This window comes from Clostridium sp. MCC353, assembly GCF_018785315.1.
GTDB lineage: Bacteria > Bacillota > Clostridia > Lachnospirales > Lachnospiraceae > CHH4-2.
The window spans coordinates 25,264-45,182 of record NZ_WQPN01000049.1 but is presented as its reverse complement, the minus strand read 5'-3'; the positions used below and the strand labels follow the sequence as shown (position 1 = coordinate 45,182).

At 46.9% G+C, this 19,919-nt stretch carries 19 protein-coding genes and 1 other annotated feature; of the genes, 1 reads left to right on the top strand and 18 read right to left on the bottom strand.

Features of this window, described 5'->3' with window-relative positions:
- Window positions 1-86: 86 nt before the first annotated feature.
- The 4 genes from GPL15_RS10305 to GPL15_RS10290 all read right to left on the bottom strand — a co-directional run bounded on the left by GPL15_RS10305 (window position 87) and on the right by GPL15_RS10290 (window position 5,027).
- Window positions 87-1,415, bottom strand: coding sequence for a replication-associated recombination protein A (locus GPL15_RS10305; protein ID WP_215698592.1), 1,329 nt, complete (start codon window positions 1,413-1,415; stop codon window positions 87-89).
- Between the two features lie 28 nt (window positions 1,416-1,443).
- Window positions 1,444-2,169 carry a polysaccharide deacetylase family protein gene (locus tag GPL15_RS10300; protein WP_215698591.1) on the bottom strand — a complete coding sequence of 242 codons (726 nt, stop codon included), beginning with the start codon at window positions 2,167-2,169 and terminating at the stop codon, window positions 1,444-1,446.
- A gap of 218 nt (window positions 2,170-2,387) precedes the next feature.
- Complete coding sequence (locus tag GPL15_RS10295) at window positions 2,388-4,142, bottom strand: DUF5050 domain-containing protein (RefSeq protein ID WP_215698590.1); 1,755 nt, start codon at window positions 4,140-4,142, stop codon at window positions 2,388-2,390.
- Between the two features lie 123 nt (window positions 4,143-4,265).
- Window positions 4,266-5,027 carry a GGDEF domain-containing protein gene (locus GPL15_RS10290; protein WP_215698589.1) on the bottom strand — a complete coding sequence of 254 codons (762 nt, stop codon included), beginning with the start codon at window positions 5,025-5,027 and terminating at the stop codon, window positions 4,266-4,268.
- Window positions 5,028-5,218: 191 nt separating this feature from the next.
- On the opposite strand from GPL15_RS10290, the gene GPL15_RS10285 reads away from it, so the two are divergent.
- Window positions 5,219-5,581: a helix-turn-helix transcriptional regulator gene (locus GPL15_RS10285; RefSeq protein ID WP_215698588.1), complete on the top strand. Its 363-nt coding sequence runs from the start codon at window positions 5,219-5,221 to the stop codon at window positions 5,579-5,581.
- Between the two features lie 220 nt (window positions 5,582-5,801).
- Here the strand turns inward: GPL15_RS10285 and GPL15_RS10280 are convergent, their stop codons facing one another.
- From GPL15_RS10280 to mreB, 14 genes are all read right to left on the bottom strand, one after another.
- Entirely contained in the window at window positions 5,802-6,005 is a 204-nt protein-coding gene (locus GPL15_RS10280; protein ID WP_215698587.1) for a cold-shock protein, read from the bottom strand.
- Window positions 6,006-6,410: 405 nt separating this feature from the next.
- Window positions 6,411-6,914 carry a pyridoxamine 5'-phosphate oxidase family protein gene (locus GPL15_RS10275; RefSeq protein WP_215698586.1) on the bottom strand — a complete coding sequence of 168 codons (504 nt, stop codon included), beginning with the start codon at window positions 6,912-6,914 and terminating at the stop codon, window positions 6,411-6,413.
- A 307-nt stretch (window positions 6,915-7,221) separates the two neighbouring features.
- Entirely contained in the window at window positions 7,222-7,593 is a 372-nt protein-coding gene (gene rplL, locus GPL15_RS10270) for a 50S ribosomal protein L7/L12 (RefSeq protein WP_215698585.1), read from the bottom strand.
- 92 nt (window positions 7,594-7,685) lie between these two features.
- Window positions 7,686-8,180 (bottom strand): 50S ribosomal protein L10, encoded by a 495-nt coding sequence (rplJ, locus tag GPL15_RS10265; RefSeq protein ID WP_215698584.1) that lies wholly within the window; start codon window positions 8,178-8,180, stop codon window positions 7,686-7,688.
- Window positions 8,181-8,236: 56 nt separating this feature from the next.
- Window positions 8,237-8,419, bottom strand: a sequence feature (ribosomal protein L10 leader region).
- 41 nt (window positions 8,420-8,460) lie between these two features.
- Window positions 8,461-9,156 (bottom strand): 50S ribosomal protein L1, encoded by a 696-nt coding sequence (rplA, locus tag GPL15_RS10260; RefSeq protein WP_215698583.1) that lies wholly within the window; start codon window positions 9,154-9,156, stop codon window positions 8,461-8,463.
- A gap of 73 nt (window positions 9,157-9,229) precedes the next feature.
- Window positions 9,230-9,655: a 50S ribosomal protein L11 gene (gene rplK, locus GPL15_RS10255; RefSeq protein ID WP_215698582.1), complete on the bottom strand. Its 426-nt coding sequence runs from the start codon at window positions 9,653-9,655 to the stop codon at window positions 9,230-9,232.
- Between the two features lie 84 nt (window positions 9,656-9,739).
- A complete protein-coding gene (gene nusG, locus GPL15_RS10250; RefSeq protein ID WP_215698581.1) occupies window positions 9,740-10,255 on the bottom strand; it encodes a transcription termination/antitermination protein NusG in 516 nt (171 codons plus the stop codon).
- A gap of 22 nt (window positions 10,256-10,277) precedes the next feature.
- Window positions 10,278-10,481, bottom strand: coding sequence for a preprotein translocase subunit SecE (gene secE / locus GPL15_RS10245; RefSeq protein ID WP_215698580.1), 204 nt, complete (start codon window positions 10,479-10,481; stop codon window positions 10,278-10,280).
- A 12-nt stretch (window positions 10,482-10,493) separates the two neighbouring features.
- Window positions 10,494-10,643, bottom strand: coding sequence for a 50S ribosomal protein L33 (gene rpmG / locus GPL15_RS10240; protein ID WP_021640493.1), 150 nt, complete (start codon window positions 10,641-10,643; stop codon window positions 10,494-10,496).
- A 271-nt stretch (window positions 10,644-10,914) separates the two neighbouring features.
- Complete coding sequence (locus GPL15_RS10235) at window positions 10,915-15,132, bottom strand: hypothetical protein (protein WP_252198286.1); 4,218 nt, start codon at window positions 15,130-15,132, stop codon at window positions 10,915-10,917.
- 16 nt (window positions 15,133-15,148) lie between these two features.
- Window positions 15,149-15,307: a hypothetical protein gene (locus GPL15_RS27410; protein ID WP_252198285.1), complete on the bottom strand. Its 159-nt coding sequence runs from the start codon at window positions 15,305-15,307 to the stop codon at window positions 15,149-15,151.
- Between the two features lie 211 nt (window positions 15,308-15,518).
- Window positions 15,519-16,241, bottom strand: coding sequence for a ComF family protein (locus GPL15_RS10230; protein ID WP_346344938.1), 723 nt, complete (start codon window positions 16,239-16,241; stop codon window positions 15,519-15,521).
- A 70-nt stretch (window positions 16,242-16,311) separates the two neighbouring features.
- Window positions 16,312-18,531 (bottom strand): ATP-dependent RecD-like DNA helicase, encoded by a 2,220-nt coding sequence (locus GPL15_RS10225; protein ID WP_215698579.1) that lies wholly within the window; start codon window positions 18,529-18,531, stop codon window positions 16,312-16,314.
- Window positions 18,532-18,631: 100 nt separating this feature from the next.
- Window positions 18,632-19,636, bottom strand: coding sequence for a rod shape-determining protein MreB (gene mreB, locus GPL15_RS10220; protein WP_103229805.1), 1,005 nt, complete (start codon window positions 19,634-19,636; stop codon window positions 18,632-18,634).
- Window positions 19,637-19,919 lie beyond the last annotated feature (283 nt).

Genomic DNA, 19,919 nt, shown 5'->3' with positions numbered 1-19,919 from the left:
TTCCGATTTTCCCGCCGTCCTGAACTGCAACATTTATTTTATTGAGTTTCCGCGGCAAAAGCGCGGAAACTCAGGTATTGCTTGTATTATAACCCACTTTTCCCCAAAAGAAAAGACATATGATCCTTAATTTTCTTTTCATAGCCATTTTCTGATGGATGGTAAAAGCATCCTCTTTCCATTCCGTCCGGCAGATACTGCTGGTCCACGTAATGGTTTGGATAGTCATGGGCATATTTATAGCCTGCTCCATGGCCTAATTTCTCCGCCCCTTTATAGTGCTTGTCCTGGAGATGAACCGGAACCGGCATCGTTTTCTGTGTCCGCACCGCATTCATCGCCCCGTCTATGGCCATGACTGCAGAATTGCTTTTAGGCGCAGTGGCCACATAGAGCACTGCCTGGGACAGGATGATCTGCGCTTCCGGCATTCCGATTCTCTCCACCGCCTGAGACGCGCTGACCGCCACGGTCAGGGCCTGAGGATCTGCATTTCCCACATCCTCAGAAGCGCATATCATAATTCTCCGGGCTATGAATTTTATATCCTCTCCCGCATAGAGCATCCGGGCCAGATAATAGACCGCCGCATCCGGGTCCGATCCCCTCATGCTCTTAATAAATGCAGAAATCGTATCATAATGGTTGTCCCCATCTTTATCATAACGAACCACACGCTTCTGAATACATTCCTGGGCCACATCAATGTCAATGTGGATTTTACCATCCGCACTGCGCTCCGTGGTGAGAATGCCCAGTTCCACCGCATTCAGCGCCGCCCGGGCGTCTCCGTTAGCCACGTCGGCCAAAAATTCCATGGCATCCTCGTCGATCACCGCTCCGTAGCTTCCCATTCCCTTATCCATATCATAAACGGCCCTGTGGATCAGCTCTTTAATATCGTCTTTTTCCAGTGCTTTCAACTCAAATATACGGGATCTGGAAATCAAAGCCCCGTTCACTTCAAAATATGGATTCTCCGTAGTCGCCCCGATCAGGATCAGCGTGCCGTCCTCAACAAAGGGCAGCAGATAATCCTGCTGGCTTTTATTAAACCTATGAATCTCATCCACAAATAATATGGTTTTCCTTCCATACATCCCCAGAGAATCCTTGGCCGCTTTCACCACATCTTCCATGTCCTTTTTCCCGGCCACCGTGGCATTGAGCTGGCGGAAATCAGCGCTTGTGGTATTGGCTATCACTTTAGCCAACGTGGTCTTTCCCGTTCCGGGCGGTCCGTAAAAAATAATTGATCCCAGCTTATCGGCCTGGATTGCCCGGTATAGAAGTTTATCCTTACCAATAATATGCTTCTGCCCCACCACTTCATCCAGGGTGGACGGTCTCAGTCTGGAAGCCAGAGGCGATTCTGTTTCCATCGTATTGCTTCTCATATAATCAAATAAATCCATGTTCACCAATCCTTATCTTCTGACGCAGTCAATCGATTAACAATTCATCTACTGTAACAAAAGTATATCCCTGCGCCGTCAGTGTGTCAATGACTTCCAGCGCCGCATCTACGGAACTTCCATAAACATCGTGGAGGAGTATAATGCTGTTGTCCTCCACATATTTTAAAATGTGCTTTGTCACCCTCTGGGAACTCTGGTATTTCCAGTCGAGAGGGTCGATATCCCACAAAACCACGGTCATGGGCACCATGCACTCCAATTCTTCGCTCCAGGAACCATAGGGAGGGCGGATGTATGTTGGATATTCACCAGTGATTTCGTAGATCTTGCGGTTGGTCATGTCAATTTCCTCACAGGCCTTTTGGGCATCCTCTGCGGTTAACTGCACATGGGTGTGGCTGTGGTTTCCAATCAGATGGCCGTCCTCCTTCATCTGGCGGACAATCTCTTCATTGCCGTCTATGCTGGCTCCGATCAGAAAAAAGGTTGCTTTTACATTGCGCTTTTTTAATCCTTCCAGGAGACGTTTGGTATATTGGGGGTGAGGGCCGTCGTCAAAGGTCAGAGCTACCAGTTTTTGCTCTTTTACGACAGGTGCATCCACATTTTTAACATCAAGCGTGAAGGCATTTTTGAAAATGCCTTCACGCTTGATGTTAAAAAATCCCTCGCCAGAAATCAAAAAATACGCGGCACAAAAAACCGCCGCGCAGAAAAGCAGCCATTTCATCCATCTTTTTTTATCTGTCATTCCACTACAATCCAAAGCGTCATTATTATCTATATATGCTGTTTTTTACAGAATATTCCGCCGTCTCCCCCCTTAGCCGTCAGCGCCGGCAAAAAACAGGGGCGCGAGCCCAAATGCCGGATCCAATCCGACGTTTTGCCTCACGCCCCTTTTCCCTTTTCCCTTTTTCATCGGCATGTTATGCAGCCAGCCTGTAATTCACCTGGCTTATAATCCGCCTATTTTGAAAAAGTTCCATCCTGATAAAACGTATACTTCTCTTCTTTTCCATTGATCTGGAACGTAAATGTGCCGGTCTGCATCCGACCGCTTTCGTCAAAATAATACCCTTTTTTTCCAGCCTCATCCACAATCCACAGCCCCAGTTTCATCTTTCCGTCATCTCCGAGATAATACTGGGAACCTCCGTCCAGAAGCCATCCGGTACGGCAGGTACCGTCTATATTATAAAAATACCAGTCGTTCCCAACCTGCGCCCAGCCGGAAGTCCCTGTTCCATCCGCCATCTTCTTAAACGGAGACACATCAAACAATTCTTTAGGGTTGTTTCCATCTAAATCACAACTGTACAGCGGCGTCCACTCATTGGACTGGCTCGTGCTGTTCATGTAGATCTTTCCGTTGATAATGTTATACCAATCCAGCACATAAGGGAAGGTCTTTTGATTGGAGCCGTCTAAATCCATCACACAGAGATTTCCCGCATTGATTCCCGAGATATAGTAGACCTTATCCCGGAAAATGTTCAGCTTCATATAACCGTTGGAATTGGCCGGCACCAGTTCCTCCAAACCTGTACCGTCCAGTTTTACACGCCCTATGTATTGGGGATATTCATTTTCAGGCGCGGTCACAAAGTAAATATAGCCTTTCGCCATCAAAAACTCATGGCAGACCAAACCAGGCACCAGACAGGTCACATTGCTTCCATCCAGTCCGCAGCGGTAGATTCCGTCGGACTGCTGATAATAGAGGTAATCTCCCACCACATTAGGAGAAATGCGGCGCGTCACCTTGTCCGGCGTAATATGAGCTATGGTCCAGCTCCGTCCGGTCTGCTCGTCAAACACGCTGATATCCGAGCCGTAACCAGGGCCGCCCCCGTAAAGATAATAAAGGCGTCCGTCCACAATCGTTTCAAAGCTGCATCCTGAATCTGCGGCTGTAAACTGCAGATTGGTCAGTTTTATCTTTTCAGAACCGTCTGTCTTTATTTTAAACAGGTTATTATCCTGCTCTCCGCTGTAATAGATCCAGTCTCCGATCAAATGAAGATCTTTCACCGGCTCGTCTAAGAGCCTGACAATGCTGCTTCCATCCGGTTTAAATGCATAGAGCCTGGCGTTGTCATAGGAATTCCGGTAATAAATATTCTTACCGTCAAATACCATACGGCCAAAACAGTGTTCATTTCCCACCGTATTACCTTCATTTACAGACCCTTCCGGATCCTGCGGCTCTTTTTCAAGAGCTAAAATGGCCTCTGTTTCACTCTCTTCGGCCGTTGTACTCTCCTGCGTTTCTTCTTCCTTTGTTCCATCCGCTGTGCTTTCCGTCTCTTCTTCCGTTGTTTTTTCAACAGATTCCGTTTCGATCAGATCAGTGATTCCTTTTACTGTCTCAGAATTTTTTTTGAGTTTCAGCATGGTAATCACGCCCACCGTCATGGCGCACGTGATCAGAAAAACTAAAATCAGCGCCAGAATCCACGGGAATTTCTTCTTTTTCTTCTTGGGCGGTACCGGCGGCGTCCCCTGAGGCGCAGGCGGCATTCCCTGCGGCTGCGGCATTCTTCCCTGAGGTACCGGAGGAGTCCCTTGAGGTACCGGCGGCCTTCCCTGGTATGACGGCGTCTGATTCATGTTTTGAGGCGCAGCAGGCTGAGACGCTCCGGGAGCCATGCGCATACCGCATTTGGGACAAAATGAAGCGTCATCCTTCATCTGCCATCCACATCGTGTACAAGTTTTCATACTCTTATCCTCTGTTCCTTTAATTATAGTTACATCTTACACTCAATTTTACTGTCGGTGTCAATTCTTGTCAACTGCTGATAATGATACCGTCAAAGAATGATAAGATAAAAGTCACAGTTTTTAAGTATTTTTTGCCGCCCCATCCCGATAAAACATAACCCTGTTTTTTCCGTGGCATTTTGAGCTGTATAAAGCTTTATCCGCCTTTTTCAGCAGTTCCCCAAACGTCTGTCCATCCTCCGGATAAACAGCGACGCCAATGCTGGCCGACAGGTGCTGGTCCGGTTCATCGATTTCCAAATTCCTGCAGATTGCCGCCGCTTTTTTCAAAATATCCTCCCGTCCTGAAGTATGCCGGAGGAATACCAGGAATTCATCCCCGCCATAGCGGCCGACCACAGCTTCCTCATCCGTCAATTCCCTAAGACGGTATGCCAGACTGGTCAGAACTTTATCGCCGCAGCTATGGCCGTAGGTGTCATTTACACGTTTGAAATCATCCATATCTAAAAAACAAAGAGCGCCCTGACAGCAAGGCTCTTTTCCTAATAGTTCTTCTATTTTCTGGATCACTCCGGTCCGGTTCAGGACCCCGGTCAGCGGATCAATCTTCATCTGCCGTTCCACAGCCTTCAATTCTCCCGCATAACGTCTATTTTCCTGCTCATAATATTCCAGAATGTATTTCAGCCGATTGATTGCGGATTGGTCAAAACAATACCAGATTCCATCCCCGCCCTCTTTTGCCACGCCATCTTCCCACTTATCAGCCGTCAGAAAGGTACAGCCATCCGCGTTTCCATTTTTCATAAAATCTTCAAGCCAGGAATAATCTATATTTTTATCCTTATCAATAATTACTACGTTTTTCTTCCTGTCCATTTTTCTCCCATAATTAATCTGTATGCACACTATGTTTATCCAGCTAATTATAACATAAAGTGAATATCGATACAATATAGATACCAAAATAAACACCAGAGTGTGTTTGAAATATCCCGCACACAGCTCATCACCCAGATGCCGTGGGCATATATCAGGCACGTTCCAGGAGAAAACCGGAGGTCGCACAAGTGGAAATAAATTATCAGGAAATTGGGAAACGAATCCGGCTGGCTCGGATCAGGAAAAATTATACTCAGGACATGCTGGCGGAAATAGTTAACCTGTCTACTCCTCATATGAGTCATATAGAATCAGGCAAAACTAAATTAAGCCTGCCAACCTTAGTACGTATCGCCAATGCGCTTAATTGTACCGTTGACCAGCTTCTATGCGACAGTCTGGATAATGCCAAAATTCTTTTTGAAAATGAAATCCTATTGGAAACGAAAGACTGTTCAGAAGAAGAAATTAAAATTATAACAGATATGGTAAAAGCTTTAAAAAAAAGCCTGCGCAAACGAAGCTCTAAATCAAAAAGCCATTATGAATAATAAGAAAGAGGCCCCATCGCGGGATTCTCCGCCTGCGGCGGGCCGCTTCAGCGACATAATTCCCTACCGCCGCGTTCTATGCGATACGCATCCTATGCGATACGCATCCTATACGATACGCAGTGCGATCCTGCCCGGAGGTTTTTTTATTTCATAAAACGCTCTTTCCTATGAAATAAAAAAGAGCCGCAGTCACAGCAGCTCTTTTCTTCTTATTAAATTAAGCCAGAGATACGTTAACAGCCTGGATTCCTCTGTTTCCTTCAGCTGTATCGAAAGTAACTTTCTGTCCGTCTTCCAGTGTCTTGTAGCCGTCAGCTACGATTCCTGAAAAATGTACGAAGATTTCTTCGCCTGAAGCGTCGTCTGTAATAAATCCGTATCCCTTTGTTCCGTTAAACCATTTCACTGTACCATTTCTCATTGTTTGGTACCTCCTATTAAAATATTTGTATTTCTCTTGAAACAAAAAAATCACATATTTTTGTAAATCATCAATTGCATAATGACTTACAAAAATATGTGAATCAAAAGCTCATATCAAAATACATTTAGAATATAGCATTTAATTTGAAAAATGTCAAGTGTTTTGAAAAATTAAAAATGTATTTATTGTTATACAAAGTAACCGTTCAGATAGGTCTGCGCATTTACTGCGCAGACCGTACGAAAACATAATAGTTGCAGGCATCCAGCCTCTCGCCGCAGGCGACTTTAATGGGCTGGATGCGTAACAGTTACTCTTCATAGCCCCGCAAAGCGGCACGGCCGACAGGCCGGGTCTGCCTGAGGGGTTATGAAGAGTAACTGTATACAAAAATTCCGCCTCTTAACAGGGTCTTCTGCCGTCATTCATCCGGACCAGTTCTATGGATTCTTTCCCCGTCATGTGGTCCACAGCGATCTCCACCATGCATACCTGCTTAAACAGTTTGTCTATTTCCTGCAGGCGGCCTGCCTCATGATCCGGCGAGTATTTTGCCGCCAATTTTTCCAGCGCGGCTCTTTTCTCCGTCTCCTCATTTAAAATCCTGGCTGTTCCAAAAATGATCACACTGCGGAAATAAGTGGTATATTCCTCAGGCACCACTTTATCCTGATCGATTACACAAAATGATACCTTATTATTTCTCCCTATGGCATCTAATTTATGTCCTGTTTTTGCACTGTGGAAAAATATCTTAGAATCCTCATACACATAGCTCAGCGGAACCGCATAAGGGTAGTCCCCATCTCCCGCCACAGCCAAAATTCCCGATGTCCCTTTATTCAGAACACAAACACTGTCCTCATAGGACAATTCCTGATTTTTACGGCGCATTCCTCTAAACATACACTCACCACTTTCTTTAAACATTTCCCCAGGGCCTATTTCCCATGGACGAAGATTCCCGTGAAACAGGAAAGAATCCAGCCCGGAGGGCTTTTTTATTTCATAGGACACACTTTCCTATGAAATAAAAAAACGCCTGGCCTTCATTCCTTCTTAGGCCTAATGGAATGAGTGCAGGACGCTTACCCGGCGGCAATTCAACTATTAATAATCCCCATGGCTTCGCAGCCACAATCCCTTTAATTAAGGAAAATCCCCATGAAGCCCGCATATCCGCAGGCTTCGCGGGGATAAAGAAGAATCAAAATTACTTTAATGTAACTTTTGCGCCTTCTGCTTCTAAGGAAGCTTTCATCTGCTCTGCTTCTTCTTTAGAGATGCCAGCTTTAACTACCTTAGGAGCGCCGTCAACTACTTCTTTAGCTTCTTTCAAGCCTAAGCCGGTAGCTTCACGAACAACTTTGATAACTTTAACTTTGTTAGGACCAACTTCTGTCAGTTCTACGTCGAATTCAGTCTTCTCTTCTACTTCTGCTGCTGGGCCAGCTGCTGCTACAACAACGCCTGCTGCTGCGGATACACCAAATTCTTCTTCACATGCTTTTACTAATTCATTTAATTCTAATACAGATAATTCTTTGATAGCTTCGATAAATTCAGCTGTAGTTAATTTTGCCATTTTAATATACCTCCGTTTTATTCTTTCTTTTATAAGTTTCGTTCCGGCCTGGCCGGTATTATGCGGTTATCCGCTTCATGTCCAACATGAAATTATGCTTCTGCGCCCTGAGATTCTGCGATCTGGTTAAGCACACGAGCAAAGTTGGTAATTGGGGACTGCATGCTTCCAAGCAGTCTGCCGAGAAGTTCTTCTCTTGACGGGATGCTGGAAATAGCCTTCATACCTTCTGCGTCGTAGTAAGCTCCTTCAACAACGCCGCCTTTGATTTCTAACTTGTCTGCTTTTTTAGCAAATGCTGCAAGAATTCTTGCTGGAGCAGTTGCGTCTGTTTTAGATACAGCTAATGCTGTAGGGCCTTCAAGTACAGCGTCTAAAGCAGCAAAATCGGTTCCTTCAGCAGCACGGTGAATCATGGTATTCTTATATACTTTGTATACGATACCTGCTTCTCTTAACTGTTTACGCAGTTCTGTATCCTGCGCTACGGTTAAGCCACGGTAGTCTACAACTACTGCAGTCTGTGCTCCGTCGAATAATTCTGCAATTTCTGTAATGATAGGCTGTTTTAATTCAACTTTTGCCATAACTGGTTTACCTCCTGTTTTATTTTTTCCGGAAATGCATCCGGACTGGAAAGTAATTAACCGCGAAAAAAGCCTCCCCGCACAAGACAGGGAGGCCACATCATCTCTGTAATTCCGCACCTGGGCACGGATTCTCTGAGTTTCTGTTCGCTTCAGTGTTGTCTGAAGCATTCCTCGGCAGGCGTTATCACCTTATACCTTACGGTACCTGCTGTCTTCGGCAGTCAATACTTGCATATATTAACATGATATATTACCAATGTCAATCAAAAAATCAAAATTAGTTGGTTAATTTCGCTACGTTCAGTTTTACACCAGGTCCCATTGTGGAAGTGAGTGTAACGCTCTTTAAGTAAGCGCCTTTAACTGTACTTGGTTTTGCTTTCATGATTGCATCCATAAGCGTCTGGAAGTTGTCCGCTAATTGTTCTTCTGTGAAAGAAGCTTTTCCAACTGGCACGTGGATAATGTTTGTTTTATCAAGTCTGTACTCAATCTTACCAGCTTTGATATCGTTGATCGCTTTTGTTACATCCATGGTAACTGTACCAGCTTTTGGGTTAGGCATTAAGCCCTTAGGTCCGAGTACACGTCCTAAACGTCCCACAACACCCATCATATCTGGTGTAGCAACAACTACGTCAAAATCAAGCCATCCTTCGTTCTGGATCTTCGGAATTAATTCCTCTGCTCCTACGAAATCTGCGCCTGCCGCCTGAGCCTCGTCAGCTTTAGGTCCCTTAGCAAATACTAAAATTCTAACAGTTTTTCCAGTTCCATGAGGTAATACAACCGCACCACGGATCTGCTGGTCAGCGTGACGTCCATCACAACCGGTTCTGATATGAGCTTCGATAGTTTCATCAAATTTAGCAACAGCAGCTTTCTTTACTAATGAGATAGCGTCTGTTGTATCATAAAGAGTAGCGCGGTCTACTAATTTAGCAGCCTCTACGTATCTTTTTCCTCTTTTCATTATAAATAACCTCCTAGTGGTATTGTCGGGGATTTCCCTCCCACGTTTTTAATGTTGCAGCAACGTTGAATAATTATTCTTCAATTGCGATTCCCATACTTCTGGCAGTACCTGCGATCATGCTCATAGCAGCGTCAAGGCTGGCAGCATTTAAATCAGGCATCTTCAGTTCAGCGATCTTCTGAACTTCTGCTTTGGAAATGGTAGCTACTTTTGTCTTGTTAGGAACTGCAGATCCTGATTTGACCTTAGCAGCTTTCTTTAACAACACTGCAGCCGGTGGAGTTTTTGTAATAAAGCTGAAACTTCTGTCAGCATATACGGTAATTACTACCGGAATAATTAAATCACCCTGATCAGCGGTTCTTGCGTTGAATTCCTTAGTAAACTGTACAATATTAACACCATGCTGTCCAAGTGCAGGACCAACTGGTGGTGCTGGTGTAGCCTTTCCAGCAGGGATCTGTAATTTAATATAACCTGTTACTTTCTTTGCCATAATTAGGCACCTCCTAAATAAATGTGGTATTGTCGGGGATTTCCCTCCCACCAGCCCTTAACCGATAAGAGCCGATTTTACATGTTACATCTTCTTCACTTCTGTGAATGCCAATTCAACCGGTGTTTCACGGCCAAACATTTCAACATTGATGGTGATGGTTCTCTTACTCTCGTTGATGGACTTGATGGCACCAACAGTATCCTTCCATGCACCGGCAGTTACGACCACCATATCGCCTTCTTCAAAATCGATCACAATATCCGGAGTTCTGAATCCGAGATTTGCCATCTCTTCTTCCGATAACGGAACCGGCTTCGATCCAGGTCCGACAAATCCGGTCACGCCACGGGTATTACGCACCACATACCATGTATCATCATTCATGACCATGTTAATCAGCACATATCCGGGGAACATCTTTTTGTCCACCTTTTTCTCCACACCGTTTTTGAGTTCAGTCACTGCTTCCATCGGAACCGATACTTCCAGGATCTGGTCCTGAAGGTTGCGGTTTTCGATTGTCTTCTCAATATCGACTTTAACTTTGTTCTCATAGCCTGAATAGGTATGGACTACATACCACTGTGACTCTGCCATAAATTACTCACCTTTACCCTTATTAAATGATAAAATTAATTCCAAGTTTGATGATGAGATCGAGAACCCCGATCACCAAGCCCAGAGCTACGGACACTGCGATTACCGCTGCTGTCTGTTTGTAAATGGTTTCCTTGTCCGGCCAGACTATCTTGTTGAACTCTGCTTTTAAACCTTTAAAGAAGCTCGCCTTTGGAGCTTTTTCAGCATTGCCTGATTCTCCCATAGTTCACACTCCTTACTTGGTTTCTTTGTGTAAAGTATGTGTTTTGCAGAATCTACAATACTTCTTTGTTTCCATACGATCAGGATGCGTTTTCTTATCCTTCGTCATGTTGTAGTTACGTTGCTTACATTCTGTACATGCCAGTGTAATTCTTGTGCGCACGACTTCCACCTCCACTTAAATTTTCGTTGATTGTTTCGGACTTTCTTTTTCTCGTAAATTTGAGCATAAAAAAAAGACCTAAGCTCTTCCATTCGCCCAATAACTATACCACACGATGATTAGTTCGTCAATATTTTTTTAATTATCAAGGGCTGATGGGGGGATATGAAGCAAAAATGTGCTTTTCGTAAAACAGGAATCAAGTACATCCCGCTTCAAACAATTACCGGCGGGAGCAAAAACTCCCGCCGGTAATGTCTTTATGCATATCTTATGCCTCCGCGGCCTCTTCGTTATCCGTCTTTACCACAGCATCCGGCTGCCGGGTCTGTTCCGGTCTGGCACCGCTGCTCTGTTCCCCTTTTTCTTCAGCGCCAGACGGTTCATCCTGCTCATTTTTATCGTCATTGACTGTAATTATAGTTTCGGTCATGGAATCGGTCTGTCCGCTGCTGTTCTCTTCGTTTTCAATTACGATGCCCGAATCCGGGATCTCTTCATCATTTTCGATATCCGTTTTTTCGCTGGCGCTTTCTCCTCCCTGCAATTCATCGGGGTGTCCGCTGTGATTTCCGTCGTTTGTTTCATCTTTTAATCCGGGGGCAGTTCCGGTGTCTGCTGTGTCTTTCGGCGCGTCTTCTGATGTATCTTTTATCTGATCCTTTGACGAATCTTCTGTTTCGTCTTTTGATGCGTCCTCCGCACCATCTTTTATCTCATCTTTTGACGCGTCCTCCACACCGTCTTTTATCTCATCTTTTGACGCGTCCTCTGTACCGTCTTTTATCTCATCTTTTGACGCATCCTCCGCACCGTCTTTTATCTCATCCGTCGGCACATCCTCCGCACCGTCTATTATCTCGTCCGTCGACGCGTCCTCTGTTTCATCCTGCCCAATGCCGCCGTCAGCCTCGTCTCCCGCTCCTGCATGTTCTCCGTCAACGATGCCGTCAGCCGTACCATCCTGAATGATTTCATCTTCCTTCCCATCGATCACTTTATCCGTTTCCGGATTTTGAACCGGCTGTAATATTTCATTTTCCTTATCCAGAAGATATTCCTCATATGTTGGAAGGCCTTCATAGTATTCTTTTGCTTCCTCAATTAAATTTTTCAAGTCATCCGCAGGCAGACTGTCCGTATTTTCATCCCGGATGGATTCGTCCATAGATTCTTCCATGTACTCTTCCATATATTTTTCCACATCAGAAATGAATTCAAAATACCATTCATCCGTTGTTTCGTCCTTATACTCCAACGCCATGATGTCATCCAGAATCTGCCGGATTTCCGCTTCCTTCCCTATCAAAGAAAAGGCTGATTTGATACCGTTTCCATCGGCCGCCCATCCTGCTCCTCCGGAAAACTCCACTTTGCCCAACAATTCGTCACTGCAAAGTTCCGTTGGTTTCTCTCCTTTATAATTCTGAGAATACATGTACTTGGATACACGGATGCTGCTGTCTCCGGTAATATTAATAGAAGAAACTGCATCCAAAGAATCTCCATTGCTTCCGGCGCCTAAATAAACATCCCCGTTAAGCTCAAATCCCGGTTCAAATTCCACGCTCAAACTGCTTCCATCCAGGAATACGGCATCCTGGCCATCGCCTTTTATGCTGTTCGTACCTATATAAAAGTCACCGTCCAGCATAGCTCCCTGGCGGACAAAAATATCCACATTGCCAACGATTCCCCGGAATCCGCCCTGGAAAGTCATACAGCCGGCATATTCAGGATTACCAGGATACGCTCTCTCTCCCGGCAGCACCGCATTTTCACCTATTTCAACGTTGGCAGAACCGGTGTATCCATTGGCCCCTCCTGCAACCAGCATGGTGGTTATTTCCCCGTTGACGGTAATTGACGTTTCATCGATGGAGCTGATTGAAAATCCGCCTCCATGGGCTGAATTAGCGGTTCCGTTAATTGTAATCTCAGCCCGGTCCGTGTGATTGTCCGTATGATGGCTGCTTCCATCAAGCTTGCTTTCATTGATGCCCATTCCTCCGCCGTTAATATTGTATACCCAGCCGTCAACCTGGATATAGCTGGTGCCCCTGCGGACGCTTCTGCCGCTTCCTCCGCCGTAGACATTTCCTGCTTTGGCTCCTTCCTCAATTACGATTCTGACATCTCCTTCTAAATCTGCTGATCCTGTCCCTTTCGCCGACACGGGTCCTGCACCGCCTGCAAAAATCCATTTTACGGCAGCTCCGTCTTTAATTGTGATTGTCTGTTCACCGGACAATTGGATATCTTCATCGTCCAGACCTCCGGCCACTATGACAAGTTTTTCCGCATCTCCGGTATAAATGCTCTGCTTTTCTCCTATGGTCACCAGGCATCTCCCTCTTCGGTCCTTTTCTACCGTCACGTCTTCTCCCTTAGCCGCAACTGCCACAGCAGAAGAATAGGGTGTATTGATATTTACAACAGCAAGGGATTCAAGGCTGGAAACCCGGGCCGTATTTTCAAAATTCTTATCCGCGTTGGATGCCAGGCCGCCAATCAGCAGGCAGGTATCCGTCACATCCTTATCTTTTAAGGTATAAATGACGCTCTCTGAATCCGTAAACGTATCCTGGGCATCCAGGGTAATGGTCTTACAATATGCCCAGCCGCCCAAACGCCCCAGCGTGCCTTGGAGGGCTGTTATATCGCCTTCATTACGGCAGCCGCTGATGATCATTTCCGTATCATAACCGGTAGCCGTATACTCAGTCCCATCCGGTTTTACCTGGTCAAATGTATTCGTATTAAATGCTTCCGTAATCGATCCCCACATCGCCCCTACATTATACTGGCCGGTTATGGCGGCGCTGTTTTTGCAGTTGCTGATAGTAACCGTGCTGTCGGGTCTGCCCACATTATAATCACTGTAATTCCATACCTGGCCGATGATGGCGCCGCAGGCCCAGCCGTCCAGGGCCTCCACCTTACCGCCTTCAACCGTGATGTTGTCAAATACCGTATCTCCGCCATATACATACGCAGCCACGGCGGCAGTCCTGTCCGCCCCGGTAACATCGCAGTCCTTTATGACCAGATTGCAGATCGTGGCATCGGCCACATGGGCAAACAGCCCGGCCCCCAGAATGGCAACGTCATCGTCAGAAACAGGCTCTATTGTCATATTGGAGATCACATGGCCCTGGCCGTCAAATGTTCCCTGGAACGCCCTGTATTCCCGCCTCCATTCGCTGTACGTACCGTCTTCATAGGTAAAGTTTTTAACCGTTATCCGCCTGCCCGCCGGCACCCATACCTTTCCGGATAAATCCATATCCGCTCCCAGGCTTACAACCGCGCCGGAAAAACTATCGGCCTCCATGTTGTTTTCCCCATTAATAATATCGGCAAACTCATATAATTCCTCCGGGCTGGAAAGCACATATTCCCTGCTCTCTTTCCCTTCATAATACCAGTTGTATGCGTCCGTTATCTGTATTTCACCAATATCGACTGACGCGTCCGTGTTCTCTACAATGGTATTTTTGCCGTGCTCGACCAGATCAATCCTGCTGCCGGTCCCTTCAATTTCCACATCGGCATTGGCTGTCAGCCGCTCAACTGCCACATGATTCAATTCTATCCGTGCGGGGGTATTGGTGGAAACCGCTCCGATCCCGGCCTTCTGGCCGCCTGCCGGCCCGTGCAGTCCGGCATCGCAGTTTACAATGATATTCTCAATGACCGCCCCGCTGTTTTTTATGGTGACATTCACCGCAGTACCGGAATCCGAGGTCAGGGACAGGCTGTTCACCACCGTATTATCCCCGGCTACCGTTACATCCGCTTGGGCCCGCACATCCGCAAATGAATAAGAATCTCCGGGTGCAGTTTGAATGGCTGCAGGCTGTTTTACCTGGATTTCCTTATGAATCGTAACTCCCCCGGCAACTTCCAGGCGGGGAATTTCCCGGTTTTCTCCCGGTTCTTTATCTATAATGATTCTGCCTTCCACGATGGTCCGGCCTTTTAATTTCACGGAATTGAGCCCGCCGCCCTTTATGTGGAGATCGCCTTTTATGACCACATCTTCCAAAACAACGGTTCCATTGCCCACCTCGGGAGCTATGACAACGTTCTTATAAGTTCCTCCGGTCAGGGAAGATTCTTCCATGATCGTGAGATCATTTACCGGATCCTCTTCCGGCGGATTTTCATCCGGCCGGTTTACACCGCCTGAATACGTATCATCCCCATCACTGCTGTCATCATCCAGCGTTCGGACGCCTTTGGAGGGATTCCATGCGCCGCTGCCGTCCATATAGTACTGTTTTCCATCCACAGTGATCCATCCGGTCAGCATGGCTCCTTTTGTTCCATCCGAAACAGGGTTTAAATAATACCACCGGCCATCCTGATCCTGGAACCAGCCCGTCTTCATCGCCCCTTTCGTTCCGTCCGAAACAGGATTGAGATAATACCAGCGGCCGTCACGGTCCTGAAACCATCCCGTATCCATATATCCTGAAGCGTTCAAATGATACCAGTTTCCATTATCCTGTATCCAGTGATCCGCTTCTCTGCTGCCGTCTTCTCTCAGATACCTCCATCCGCTGCCATCCTGCAGCAGCCCAGGCCTGGCCTGTGCCAGTTAAAACCATGGCCGTTGTGAGACATGCAGCCATCAGGCGCTTAAACCGTTTTCTTTTCATGTCACATCGTCTCTCCCCTCTTTTTAAAGCCATATACGGCCATGCTCAAGCAATGATCATCGCTCTGCCATATTTACGCTTTTTCATATTTATACGAACAATATTATAAATCATCAACCGCAACCCAAGCGCTACTTCTTCCATTTTTTAACAATAAATATATGCCTGGGATGCGGCGGATATTTGAGGGAATGCGCGGTTTTTACAAGTCCTACCCTTTTCCCCGCCCGATACAGATTGTTACAAAGAAAACTTGTGAAATACCGGATTTTTTCAGGATTCTGGCACAGGCCTCTATGGTGCTCCCCGTTGTATAAATGTCGTCCACCAGAAGCGCCCGTTTTACTCCCGGCAGCTTTCTTCCTGGAGCAAATGCTTCACTCAGGTTTTTCAGGCGTTCCGCAGGGCCTAACTGTTTCTGCGGCGCCGTTTTCCTGGCCCGTATCAGAGCGTCACTCACCACCGGCACCCCCATTTTCCTGCCCAAAAGCTCTGCCAGCGCCTCTGCCTGGTTAAACCCCCGTCTCCTTTTTCTGGAAGGATGGACCGGCACCGGAATCAGGACGTCCGGTTTGATCCGCATCAACTGCCCGGAATATCTGTTCCAAATGGCTTCCGCATAAAAATCCAGATATTCCTGTTTATTTTTATATTTAATCTTTACCATGGATTTCCTTGCCGTATCGTCGTAATTTAAGAGGGCAAAACCATAGTCAAATGACCGTTTATGGTGGTTACAGTCATAACAGTATTCCTGCTGCGCGCTGCTGATCTCTTTTCCGCATTTTTTACACGTGGGCCCGCTGACAAAGGACAGTTTTTTCAGGCAGCCGGAGCAGATCAGCCCGCCTTTAGGCATCACAATATCACCGCATGCAGGACAGCAGCGGGGAAACAGCATATCAATTATTAAATTTTTCACTTTGGAATTCACGGAGGAATCTCCTTTCAACTGTCAGATCACAGATATCCGCCTGCACCCGGATGTGCAGGCAGAATTATAGTCAAAATTCTTTAATCCGGTCACAGAGGCCGGTATAACGAAGCTGCTCGGTTTCATTGTCCACCATGGACTGAAATACTTCCGGCAGGCCTACCAGGCAGACGCAGGATCTGGCCCTGGTTACGGCGGTATAGATCAGGTTCCGGGTCATCAGCATCCGCGGACCGGAATGGAGAGGGATTACAACCGCCGGATACTCGCTTCCCTGGGATTTGTGGATGGTGATGGCATAAGCCAGTTCCAGTTCCTCCAACTGCTTAAAGCTGTACTCCACCCGCTTTCCGGCGTCGAACTCCACAGTGATCAGCTCGGCAAACTCATTGATCTCCCGGACAATGCCGATATCGCCGTTGAATACTCCTGCGCCCTTGTCCACCGGAATCCCATAACGGTTCTGGCATTCCCATTCAATGGTGTAGTTATTCTTAATCTGCATCACCTTATCGCCTTCACGGTAAATGGTTCCGCCGCTTTCCTTCTCCTTCTTGGACGGAGAAGGGGGATTTAAAAACTCCTGCAAAATTGAATTCATCCGTTCCACGCCCAACGCGCCTTTTCTCATTGGCGTCATGATCTGGATATCAAATGGATCCGCATGGACATATCCCGGAAGCTTCTGCTTCACCAAAGTGATCATCGCATTGATGATGGCATCGGGATGATCCCTTCTGATAAATAAAAAGTCATTGCTCTTCTTGCCCAGGGGAATGGTTTCCCCGGCATTGATCTTGTGGGCATTGACAATGATGTCGCTTTCCGCCGCCTGCCGGAAAATCTTAGTCAGGCGGACCACATTAAAACATTCGGACGAGATCATGTCCCGCAGCACATTTCCCGGACCGACGCTGGGGAGCTGGTTGATATCCCCCACCAGAATCAGCCTGGTACCCACATTGACCGCCTTTAAAAGCGCATGCATCAGGTGGATATCCACCATGGACATCTCATCGATGATGATTAAGTCGTATTCCAGGGGATTTTCTTCATTTCTTTCAAAATGCATGCCGCCGCTTCCCCGCTCTTCCGGCACACCGCTCAATTCCAGCAGACGGTGAATGGTTTTGGCGTCATAACCGGTGGCTTCCGTCATCCGTTTGGCCGCCCGCCCCGTGGGAGCCGCCAGGGCAATGCTCATGTCCTGCAGTTCAAAATAGCGGATAATGGTATTGATGGTAGTGGTCTTACCTGTACCGGGACCGCCGGTGATGATTAAAAGGCCGCTGTTAACCGCCTCGATCACCGCCTGAATCTGCATCTCATCCAGCTCGATCTCTTCCAGCTCCTGGATTCCGGCAAGCTGGCTGCGGACCCGTTCGCCGGGAATCTCCCCCTTGACGTTCAGATCGTGCAGCATCTTCGCCGTATTCAGTTCCATATAATAATATTGGGATGCGAAAATAATCCTCTCTTCGCCCTTCTCCCGAATCACCAGACGCTTGTCCATCTGCATATCCATCAAATGCTTTTCCATGTGTTCCGGAGCCACATTCAGCAGTTCCGACGCCTGCCTCAGCAGCAGTTCCTGGGGAAGGTAGGTGTGGCCGTTGTTCAAGGCCTGAAGCAGGGTATATAAAATACCGCTTTTAATGCGGAAATCGGAATCCGTAAAAATCCCCACTTTCGAAGCGATCTCATCCGCGATCTTAAAACCCACGCCGGGAATATCATCGGCCATCCGGTATGGATTTTCTTTCACAATACCATACAGGGCAGGGCCATACTCCTGATAAATCTTGACAGCCAGATTCATGGAAATGCCGTATTCCTGCAAAAACATCATAGCCTGGCGCATCTCTTTTTTCTCTTCTACCTGGGCGCCTATGGCCCGGGCCATCTTTTCACTGATCCCCTTCACTTCTGCAAGCCGTTCCGGCTCTTCTTCCATGATCCGGAAGGTGTCCGCCTTAAAGCGCCGGACGATTCTGGCGGCCAGGGCGGCTCCTACCCCTTTTACCGCCCCAGAACCCAGATACCGTTCCATGGACATGGTGTCTTCCGGGGCCTGGATTTCATAGCTTTCCACCGCCATCTGTTCCCCGTAAACCGGGTGTTCCGTCATGGTCCCGGAAGCCTCCAGCAGTTCTCCTTCACTGATATAATGAAAGGTTCCCACCAGTATGTATTCTTCCCCGTCGTTCTGACCTGTCACACTGAGAACGGAATAGCCGTTTTCTTCATTGCGAAACTTAATTTTTTCCACATAACCTCGTACAGTTGCCATATCCCATGCTCCTTGATTCTATCTCCCGGCCAGACAAACTTCAGCCAAGATAAATCAGGGACGGAGGATCTAACATCCTCCGTCCCGTCTGTATTCATCATTAAAATTCCTGTTTAGGACCGTCTCCGTGAACGAACTCAATGAATTTACCGGTTCCAATGGCCACTGCTGTCAGCGGATCTTCCGCAATCATGGTATTGATTCCCGTTTTTTCTTCGATCAGGGAATCCAGGCCGCTCAACAGGGAACCACCGCCCGTAAGGACGATTCCGCGGTCAAAAATATCGGCTGCCAATTCCGGCGGAGTGCGCTCCAAAACGTTGTGTACGGCGTCTACGATCTGGAGGGCCGGTTCTTTCAGCGCATCCAAAGTCTCATCCGAAGTCACCACAATGGTCTTGGGAAGGCCTGTTACCAGGTTCCGTCCTCTTACTTCCATGGTCAACACTTCCGGTCTGCGGTAAGCCGCTCCAATATTGATCTTAATCTCTTCCGCGGTTCTCTCACCGATCAGAAGATTGTGTTTCTTTCTCATATAGCGGACTAAAGCTTCGTCAAAATCATCTCCGGCAATCTTGATGGAGGTGCTCACAACCGTGCCGCCCAGGGAAATCACCGCGATATCCGCAGTACCTCCTCCGATATCAACGATCATGTTGCCGCAGGCTTTGGAAATATCGATTCCTGCTCCAATGGCCGCCGCTACCGGTTCCTCAATGATGGTAACCTCTCTGGCGCCTGCCTGGTAAGTTGCGTCTTCCACCGCCTTTTTCTCCACTTCTGTGGCCCCGCTGGGGATACAGACGCTGATTCTCGGCTTGCGGAGCGTCTTTTTGCCAACCGCTTTATTAATAAAGTATTTCAACATCTTCTCAGTAACCGTATAATCGGAAATAACACCCTGACGCAGCGGTCTGACCGCTACAATGTTTCCCGGAGTTCGTCCAATCATGAGGCGGGCTTCTTCACCGATCGCCATAATCTTATTGGTATCCCGGTCTATGGCAACTACGGAAGGTTCTTTCAGCACAACGCCCTTTCCCTTAATATATACAAGAATACTGGCTGTACCCAGATCGATTCCAATGTCATTAGACACTAACATATATGTTCCTCCTGTTCATACTGCTTCATACAAACTTTTCTCTCTATGATTACTCTCTATTACTAAACAGTGGCAGCAGCCACTCATTGCCAGTTTAAACTATCGTTACTATTATATACAATCTCTAAGTGTTTTTAAAGGGTTTTTTTATTTTTTATTTTCTTTATGCTTTTTTTATGATAGGTACACACTTTCGTCACAATTGTTTTTTATACTTTAAGTACGTTATTCGAAAGAGTAACGGGCCTTTGTTTCAAGTAAATGACTTGAAATCACAAAGCTT

What these genes read in the sequence shown, in the direction of transcription:
- GPL15_RS10305 (WP_215698592.1), bottom strand. Translation starts at nt 1,415, where the DNA reads ATGGATTTATTTGATTATATGAGAAGCAATACGATGGAAACAGAATCG.
- GPL15_RS10300 (WP_215698591.1), bottom strand. Translation starts at nt 2,169, where the DNA reads ATGACAGATAAAAAAAGATGGATGAAATGGCTGCTTTTCTGCGCGGCG.
- GPL15_RS10295 (WP_215698590.1), bottom strand. Translation starts at nt 4,142, where the DNA reads ATGAAAACTTGTACACGATGTGGATGGCAGATGAAGGATGACGCTTCA.
- GPL15_RS10290 (WP_215698589.1), bottom strand. Translation starts at nt 5,027, where the DNA reads ATGGACAGGAAGAAAAACGTAGTAATTATTGATAAGGATAAAAATATA.
- GPL15_RS10280 (WP_215698587.1), bottom strand. Translation starts at nt 6,005, where the DNA reads ATGAGAAATGGTACAGTGAAATGGTTTAACGGAACAAAGGGATACGGA.
- GPL15_RS10275 (WP_215698586.1), bottom strand. Translation starts at nt 6,914, where the DNA reads ATGTTTAGAGGAATGCGCCGTAAAAATCAGGAATTGTCCTATGAGGAC.
- rplL (WP_215698585.1), bottom strand. Translation starts at nt 7,593, where the DNA reads ATGGCAAAATTAACTACAGCTGAATTTATCGAAGCTATCAAAGAATTA.
- rplJ (WP_215698584.1), bottom strand. Translation starts at nt 8,180, where the DNA reads ATGGCAAAAGTTGAATTAAAACAGCCTATCATTACAGAAATTGCAGAA.
- rplA (WP_215698583.1), bottom strand. Translation starts at nt 9,156, where the DNA reads ATGAAAAGAGGAAAAAGATACGTAGAGGCTGCTAAATTAGTAGACCGC.
- rplK (WP_215698582.1), bottom strand. Translation starts at nt 9,655, where the DNA reads ATGGCAAAGAAAGTAACAGGTTATATTAAATTACAGATCCCTGCTGGA.
- nusG (WP_215698581.1), bottom strand. Translation starts at nt 10,255, where the DNA reads ATGGCAGAGTCACAGTGGTATGTAGTCCATACCTATTCAGGCTATGAG.
- secE (WP_215698580.1), bottom strand. Translation starts at nt 10,481, where the DNA reads ATGGGAGAATCAGGCAATGCTGAAAAAGCTCCAAAGGCGAGCTTCTTT.
- GPL15_RS27410 (WP_252198285.1), bottom strand. Translation starts at nt 15,307, where the DNA reads ATGAAAAGAAAACGGTTTAAGCGCCTGATGGCTGCATGTCTCACAACG.
- GPL15_RS10225 (WP_215698579.1), bottom strand. Translation starts at nt 18,531, where the DNA reads ATGGCAACTGTACGAGGTTATGTGGAAAAAATTAAGTTTCGCAATGAA.
- mreB (WP_103229805.1), bottom strand. Translation starts at nt 19,636, where the DNA reads ATGTTAGTGTCTAATGACATTGGAATCGATCTGGGTACAGCCAGTATT.